This window comes from Thermodesulfobacteriota bacterium (assembly GCA_036482575.1).
Classification (GTDB): Bacteria; Desulfobacterota; GWC2-55-46; order GWC2-55-46; family JAUVFY01; genus JAZGJJ01.
This window is the reverse complement of the sequence record JAZGJJ010000152.1, coordinates 1-8,187: the sequence shown is the minus strand read 5'-3', so window position 1 is coordinate 8,187 and position 8,187 is coordinate 1. Positions and strand designations below refer to the sequence as shown.

The window sequence follows — 8,187 nt, the reverse complement described above, 5'->3', positions numbered from 1 at the left end:
GGGAGGACGGCTCTTTCCCGGGGCCGGGCCCCTGGCTCTCGGACCCCTGGCTCTCGGGTCCCTGACCCTTGAGCCCCTGGCTCCTTTTCGGTTCTTTTTCGGCCATAAGCGTCGGGGGGGGGGGAGGGGGGGGAGGGGGGCTACTTACCCTCCACCTCGACCTTCTTTGACCGGGTCTTTTTGGCCTTGGACAGCCGTATCTCAAGCACCCCGTCGATTAAGGCGGCATTTATCCCGCTCTTGTCCACGGCCTCCGGGAGGGTAAATACCCTCTGGAAGGCCCCGTAGGAACACTCCATGCGATAAAAATGCTCTTCGTCCGGGTTCCTCGCGATCTTCCTCTCTCCGCTCAGGGTGAGGACGTTCTCCTTAAGCTCCACGTCCACGTCCTTTACATCCACAACGCCGGGGAGCTCCACCCTCAGGACCACCGTGTCTTCGGCCTCGTATATATCGGCCAACGGAGACCACACCCCGCCCTCCTGGAGGCCCCTGTATCTGGAAAGGGCCTCATCGAAGATGCGGCTCATCCTCTCCTGCAGCGAGATAAAATCTCCGAACGGTCCCTTCTTTACGAGTGCCAAGAGCTTACCCTCCTTGCTAAGACCCCGTTTGTATTATAGTATTTGATAACGGGGAGTTTGTCAAGGACACCATGATGGTGTTTTAATTTCATGACGGCCGTTGCGGGTATTCGGTACCAAGGCTACAACCGGGCCGCAGCACCCTTTATGAACGTAAGTTTGCCTTCGGCCTCGTCCACTACGACGGAGCTTCCCTCGTCGAGCTCGCCTTCGAGGATCTTGAGCGCGAGCGGGTCTTCGATCTCGCGCTGGATGAGTCTTTTGAGCGCCCTGGCGCCGTAGGTCGGGTCATAGCCGGCTTTTGCGAGGTGTTTCTTCGCTCCCAGGGTAAGGGTGAGTTTTATTTCCCTCTCCTCCAAAAGCCCCTTAAGCCGGGCCAGTTGTATATCCACTATGGACTCCATGTGTTCCCTGCCGAGCGGATGGTATATTATCGTATCGTCCACCCTGTTAAGGAACTCGGGCTTGAAGGTCTCCTTCATGACCTCCGTTACCGTGCGCTTTATCTCTTCGTACTCTTTTTCCCCCTCCCCGAGCTCGGTTATGTATTGGCTGCCGAGGTTGGAGGTCATTATAAGGACCGTGTTACGGAAGTCGACGGTCCTGCCGTGGCCGTCGGTGAGCCTTCCGTCGTCGAGTATCTGGAGGAGGATATTGAAGACCTCGGGGTGGGCCTTCTCTATCTCGTCGAAGAGGATTACGGAGTAGGGCCTCCTCCTTACGGCCTCGGTAAGGTATCCGCCCTCCTCGTAGCCGACGTAGCCCGGAGGGGCGCCGATGAGTCTCGCCACGGCGTGCTTTTCCATGAACTCGCTCATATCGATCCTGACCATGGCCCGCTCGTCGTCGAAGAGGAACTCGGCGAGCGCCCTGGCGGTCTCGGTCTTGCCCACACCGGTCGGCCCGAGGAATATAAAGGAGCCTATGGGCCGCGCGGGGTCCTGGATACCCGCGCGCGCGCGCCTTACGGCGCTGGATACGGTCCGGAGCGCCTCGTCCTGTCCGACGACCCTCTTCCGTAACGCCTCCTCCATCCTGAGGAGCTTGTCCCTCTCCCCCTCCATCATCCTCGCCACGGGTATGCCGGTCCAGCGGGAGACAACGGCCGCTATGTCCTCGCCGTCTACTTCCTCTTTAAGCATCCTCTTATTTTCCTGAAGCTCTTCGAGCTTTTTCTGATCCTCTTCAAAACGCTTCTCAGCCTCGACCAGCCGACCGTACTTGAGCTCGGCCGCTTTCGCGAGGTCTCCCTCCCTCTCGGCCCTGGCCGCCTCTGCTTTGATTTCCTCTATCTCTTTTTTCCCCTTGCGTATGGCGTCTATGACCTCTTTTTCCTTCTGCCAGCGCGCCTTAAGCGCGGTGCCCTCCTCGGTAAGCTCCGCGAGCTCTTTTTCTATCTTATCGCGCCGGTCGAGCGAGCTCTTGTCGGTCTCTTTCTTAAGCGCCTCTTTTTCTATTTCGAGCTGTACGGCGCGCCTCTCTATCTCGTCGATCTCAATGGGCATGGAGTCTATCTCCATACGGAGCCGGCTGCCCGCCTCGTCTATGAGGTCTATGGCCTTATCCGGAAGGAAGCGGTCGGTTATGTAGCGGTTGGAGTAGGTGGCCGCGGCCACGATGGCCGAGTCGGCTATCCTGACGCCGTGGTGTACCTCGTAGCGTTCCTTCAAGCCCCGGAGTATCGCTATCGTGTCTTCGACCGACGGCTCGCCCACGTGTATGGGCTGGAAGCGTCTTTCGAGCGCCGCGTCCTTCTCGATATATTTACGGTACTCGTCCAGCGTGGTGGCGCCGACGCACTTAAGCTCCCCCCTTGCGAGCGCGGGTTTTAGCATATTAGAGGCGTCCATGGCGCCCTCGGCCGCCCCGGCGCCGACGAGCGTATGGAGCTCGTCTATGAAGAGCACTATCTCCCCTCCGGCGTCGGTTATCTCCCGCAGGAGGGCCTTTAGCCTGTCCTCGAACTCGCCCCTGTACTTCGTACCCGCTATGAGCAGGCCGAGGTCCAGGGTAAGGAGGCGCTTATCCTTAAGCGAGGTCGGCACGTCTCCGGCCACTATCCTCTGCGCGAGCCCCTCCACTATGGCGGTCTTCCCGACCCCGGCCTCGCCTATAAGGACGGGGTTGTTCTTCGTCCTCCGGGAGAGGACCTGCACGACGCGCCGCACCTCGTCGTCCCGGCCTATGACCGGGTCGAGCTTCCCCTCGCGCGCGAGGGCCACGAGGTCGCGCGTGTATTTGTTTACGGCCTGATACTTCTCCTCCGGCATCTGGTCGGTGACGCGGTGGGTGCCGCGTACGGCCTCTAAAGCCTTCAGGACCGTCTCCCGCGTCACCCCCTGGGAGGAGAGAATTCCGGCCGCCCCGCCCGCCTCGCTTTTTTTTCCATCCTTTGCAGCGGCGATGGCGAGAAGTATATGCTCGGTCGAGACAAACTCGTCGGTCAGCTCACGGGCCTCCTCTTCTGCGCGCTCGAATACGGTCTTCAAGGCCGGGGATATGTAGGCCCCCTCTCCGGCCCCGTAGACTTTTGATTTCTTCTCCAACGCCTCTTCGAGTTGGCCCTTTATCAAGCCCGCGTTGGCCCCTATCCGCTGGAGTATGGGCACGACTATGCCCCCCTCCTGACCGAGGAGGGCAAGCAGGAGGTGCTCGGCGGAAATCTCCTGTTGCTTTTTCCCTTCTGCCAGACGCTGGGCCTCTTGAAGGGCCTCCTGTGATTTTATGGTATACCTGTCAAGTCTCATAACGCTCACCTTTTTCCTCAGTTATATCTATAATTTAGGGACGGGGAGGGGGTTTGTCAAGGCAGGAGAGGGGGCCTCCGGCCCTACTCCGGCCCCGCCGTTAACTCCCGGACCCGCGCCCGCGCCTTTTCTATATACTGCCGGTATTCGACCGACGCCCCCTGGATAAAGCTCCGGTAGCTTGCGACGGCCTCCTCTTTTTTCCCCAATCTCTCGAGCGCCATGGCAAGGTTGTAATAGACCTCGGCCATGGGCTTCACCGCGATGGCCTTCCGGTATTCGGCGACCGCTTCCCGAACGAGACCCATCTCGACGTAGACCGCCCCGAGGTTATTATAGGCCTCCGCCTCCCCGGGCGAGAGCCTTATGGACTGCCTGTACTCCCGGACGGCCTCCTCCCTCCGGCCCTGCCGGACGTAGACGGCCCCGAGGTTATTGTGGGCCTCGGGGCTTTCGGGGTTAAGCCTTATGGTCTCCCGGAACGCCGCGATGGCCTCGTCCGCCATGCCCCGCTCGGCATAGGCCTTGCCCAGGTTGCTATGCCCCCGTGCCTTTTCCGGGCTCTTCCTTACGACGTCCCGCCAGAGCGTTACCTCGTCCGCCCAGACCGCGTTCCTCTTAAAGGCCGCTACACCCAGCGGCACGGCGGTAAAAAGGATCAGCAGTGTTGTGGCCAGGGCAAGGTTCCTGACCTTTACGCGTTCGAACAGGTAGAACGCACCGGCGGAGAAGGCCACTGCGGCCCCGACGCTCGGCAGGTATAGCCGGTGCTCGAATATAACGTCGTGGATGGGGATTACGCTCGACTCGACCGACAGGGTCAGGAAGAACCAGAGAATGCCGAAGGAGGCCATGAGACCGTGACCGTTGTTCGTCTTACGTGACCGTATAAGAAAGTATACCGCAAGGCCGAATATGGATAGCAGGAACAAGAAAGACGAAAAGACCGCCGGGTCGAAGAGCGAGGTGTAGAGAGGGTAGTCGTAGTCCAGGTTCTGGTTTACGGGAAGGAAGAGGAGCCTCACGTAGGTGACGACGACCCTCATCTGGGTGACGAGGTAGTCGTACCTGGAGAGGGTAAAGAGGTCTTCCATCTGCGACCCTCTTATCTCCTCGGAGACGCTGTCGCCCCTGGCGGTCGGGCCCAACTCGGGGGCGAAGAGCGCCAGCGGTATTAAGACCGCCGTGAGCAAAAACGGCGCGAGGCGGAGCAGCCGCCTCCGCATCTCTCCGGCCCCGAAGAACGTCAGGTCGTAAAGCAACATGACGAAGGGAAGGGTGAAGGCTATCTCCTTTGTTTTCATCGCGCATACGGCCGAGAGAAGGGAGAGGGCGTAAAAGACGGTCCGGTATCCGCCCCCGGACGAAAGCCTGCTCCTGGCGTAAAGGGCGAGGGAGAGCAGATAGAAGAGGGTCGCGAGCGAGGCGGTCCTCTGGACTATATAGGTTACGGCCTGGGTCTGCACGGGGTGGGAGACGAATATCAGCGCCGCGACGAGGGCGATAAGATATTTGAGCCGGGGCTCTTCCCCGGCCCGCTCCATCGCGGGGGTCCTGAACGTCAACGTAACGAGCCACCAGACCAGGAGGCCGTTTACGGCATGGACGGCGGTATTAACGAGGTGGTACCCGAAAGTATCGAGACCCCCGAACCGGTAGTTAAGGGCGAAGGTAAGGAAGGCTGCGTATCGCGTGCCCGAGACGTCCAGGAAGTTGCCGAGGTCGCGTATCGCGGCGTTGTTCAGAATGTGCGATTCATCGTCAAATGAAAAAGGGACGTGGAATGTGTTGGAGTAGACGAGCAGCGCGGTTAAGGGTATGAGGAAAAAAACCGCACCTTTTAAGGCGGCCCTTCCCCCTCTCTCTTCCCCCTTCTTTCCTCCGCTTGCCCCGTCCATGTCCGAAAGAATATCACGGCGTCGATTCGTATGCAAATAGACGGTAGCGTAAGGCGTTATGTGTAAATAAATCTTTTTCGTGCCCGGCCCCACTAACAGCCGTTCAAAAAGTGAAGCACCATCATGGTGCCCCTGAGTTTGCCTTTTATCCGTAAAGAGTGGTATATAAACTCAAGGGTTTGCGGTTCTTAACGATGATTAAAGAGCTCCTCGAAAAAGACGAAAGTGAAGCGGCCGAAGCCCTCGGCGCGCTCGGCTACGCGGACGGAAAAAGGGCGCTGAAGGAGCTAACACTCCTTGGCCGCGACCCCCTTACCCCGCACCTCGACACCATCTCTTCGCTCTCTCTCGCCTCGCCCTCGCCCGACCAGGCGCTCACAAACCTCGAACGCGTAACCGAAAACATGCCTAACCCCTCGCTCATCCGTTTTCTCGAAAAGAGAGAACGCCTCGAAAATCTCGTTACCGTATGCGGCTCGTCGAACTTCCTATCGACTATCCTCGCCCGGAGTGTCGAGCTCTTCGAGGAGTTTTTTATCGGCGGCGCGCTTAACGAAAAGAAGGGGGAGGGAAGCGACCTTTTCGAAAAGGAGCTGCGGGAGTGGACCGAAGGCGCGCATACCTTCGACGAGATGGCCGCCGCACTCCGGGGTTATAGAAACCGGGAGTACCTGCGAATAGGCGCGCGCGACCTTCTGAAGCTGGCCTCTATGGAGGAGGTGACAGACGAGCTCTCGCAGCTTGCGAGCGCCTCGCTCGACCAAGGGCTCGCCTTCTGCATGGAAGAGATGAAGAGAGAGTACGGCCGGCCCCTTGAAGAAAGCGGAAAGGAGGCGGAGTTCGCCGTAATAGGGCTCGGCAAGCTCGGCGGCGGAGAGCTCAACTTCCTCTCGGACATCGACATACTCTACGTCTACTCGACCGAGCGTGGGGAGACCACGGGAGGCTCAAAGGGCTCTCTCCACCTCCACCCCTTCTTCATAAAGCTCTCCGAGAGGCTGACGCGCCTCATATCCGCCGTAACGGGCGAGGGCTTTGTCTTCAGGGTGGACCTCGACCTCCGGCCCAGGGGCAGGAGCGGAGAGCTAGCGAACTCGCTAAGGAGTGTAGAGGTATATTACGAGTCCTGGGGCCAGACCTGGGAGAGGGGGATGCTTATAAAGGCACGGCCCGTGGCCGGGAGCGCGGCGCTCGGGAAGAGCTTCCTCGAAATAGTCGAGCCCTTTGTCTACAGAAAGTATCTCGACTTCGCTACCGTCGAGGAGATAAAGGCGATGAAAGAGAAGATAGACCTCGCCCTCCTCAAGAGAAGCCCGGACGCCGTGGACGTAAAGCTCGGGGCTGGAGGGATAAGGGAGATAGAGTTCTTCTGCCAGGCGCTCCAGCTCGTACACGGAGGGAAGGTGGCGGAGGTAAGGGAGGCGGGCACGCTCCGGGCGCTCGGAAAACTCGAAAGGGCGGGGTTCCTTCCGGGAGGCGACGCCTCGACGCTTAAGGAGAGCTATATATTCTTAAGGAACTTGGAGCACCGTATCCAGATCGTGGAGGGCCGCCAGACCCAGGCCGTGCCCGCCCGCGCCGCCGAGCTCAAAAGGCTCGCCAGGATGATGGGCTTCGAGGATACCGCCGAGAAGGGGGGGAAAGCGGGGGAGAAGTTCCGGGAGGCGTACGGGGAAAAGACCTCCGGGGTATACGATATCTATAAGTCGCTCTTCTACGGTGCGGAGAAAAGCCTTATTGAGAGGATGCCCGAAGGCGCGCGGCTTCTCTTCGCTCCGGACTTAGCCGAAGAAGAGGGGTTGAAGAACCTCGCCTCTCTGGGCTTCCCCGACCCCGGAGCGGCCTGGGAGACCGTAAAGCTGCTCCGCGAAGGCTCGACATCGGAGTACCTGCCCCCGAGAGCCGGGACGCTCCGCGAGAGGCTGCTCCCCTTCGCCGTCGCAAAGGCGGCCGCCTCGCCCGAGCCCGAAAGGTCCCTTTCCCACATGGAGCGCTTCCTCTCGGCCATAGGCCCGAGGGTGGGGCTCTATTCGATCCTGACGGAGAACCCCTCTCTAACGGAGCAGTTATTAAAACTCTTCGGCTCGAGCGAGTTCCTCTCGAGGGCCCTTAGCGAACAGCCCGCAAACCTCGACCTGCTCCTCTCCGAACAGATGGGCAAACCCCACAAGTCGGCCGAAGAGAGCGCCCGGGAGTTTGGTGCCGTGGTAAGCGAAGACTACGAGGAGAGCCTCGACGGCTTAAGGCGGCTCAGGAACCAGGAGCTCTTCCGGATAGGGCTTAACGACGTGCTGGGACGCCTGTCCCCGGCCGAGGCGACCGGGCAGATAAGCTCGCTCGCCGAGGCGGCGCTCGGGGCCGGCCTCAGGATGGCCTTCGAAGAGACGGCGAAACGCTACGGCCGTCCGTCGGACGAGAGGTTCGCCATTATCGCTCTCGGCAAGTTCGGCGGCTCGGAGCTCAGCTACGGCTCGGACCTGGATATACTCTTCGTCTACGCGGACGGAGAAGGGGAAACCTCCGGCACGGGAAAGAAAACAGTATCGAACCACGAGTTCTTCGTGGCCCTGGCCCAGAGGATCATCAACGCGCTCTCGATGAGGACGCGGGAGGGGGTCGTCTTCACCGTGGACATGAGGCTCAGGCCGTCGGGCAGCTCGGGGCCGCTCGTTATATCCCTCGACTCGCTCATAGGATATCACCGGGAGAAGGCACGGATCTGGGAGAGGCAGGCGCTTACAAAGGTCCGCGCCGTCTGCGGAGACGAACCGTTCGGACGAGAGGTGATAAGCAGGCTTAATGAGTGCACCTACGGCGAGCCCCCCTCAAAAGAAGAGATGGAGGAGCTTCTCGGGATAAGGAAAAGGATGGAGACCGAGATAGCGAAGGAGCGTGCCGGGAGGTTCAATATAAAGACCGGCCGGGGCGGGGTCGTGGATATAGAGTTCCTCGTGCAGG

4 protein-coding genes are annotated in these 8,187 nt (G+C 60.0%); 1 reads left to right on the top strand and 3 read right to left on the bottom strand.

What is annotated here, in order from left to right:
- Positions 1-140: 140 nt before the first annotated feature.
- The 3 genes from V3W31_06715 to V3W31_06705 all read right to left on the bottom strand — a co-directional run bounded on the left by V3W31_06715 (position 141) and on the right by V3W31_06705 (position 5,229).
- Entirely contained in the window at positions 141-584 is a 444-nt protein-coding gene (locus V3W31_06715; protein ID MEE9614629.1) for an Hsp20/alpha crystallin family protein, read from the bottom strand.
- A gap of 122 nt (positions 585-706) precedes the next feature.
- Positions 707-3,331: an ATP-dependent chaperone ClpB gene (clpB, locus tag V3W31_06710; protein MEE9614628.1), complete on the bottom strand. Its 2,625-nt coding sequence runs from the start codon at positions 3,329-3,331 to the stop codon at positions 707-709.
- An 83-nt stretch (positions 3,332-3,414) separates the two neighbouring features.
- Positions 3,415-5,229, bottom strand: coding sequence for a tetratricopeptide repeat protein (locus V3W31_06705; protein MEE9614627.1), 1,815 nt, complete (start codon positions 5,227-5,229; stop codon positions 3,415-3,417).
- A gap of 194 nt (positions 5,230-5,423) precedes the next feature.
- Here V3W31_06705 and glnE point away from each other — a divergent pair.
- Positions 5,424-8,187, top strand: a 2,764-nt coding sequence (glnE, locus tag V3W31_06700) for a bifunctional [glutamate--ammonia ligase]-adenylyl-L-tyrosine phosphorylase/[glutamate--ammonia-ligase] adenylyltransferase (GenBank protein ID MEE9614626.1), incomplete at its 3' end; no start/stop codon positions are given.

Excerpts from the sequence above, each read along its gene's own strand:
- clpB (MEE9614628.1), bottom strand. The coding sequence starts at position 3,331 with ATGAGACTTGACAGGTATACCATAAAATCACAGGAGGCCCTTCAAGAG.
- V3W31_06705 (MEE9614627.1), bottom strand. The coding sequence starts at position 5,229 with ATGGACGGGGCAAGCGGAGGAAAGAAGGGGGAAGAGAGAGGGGGAAGG.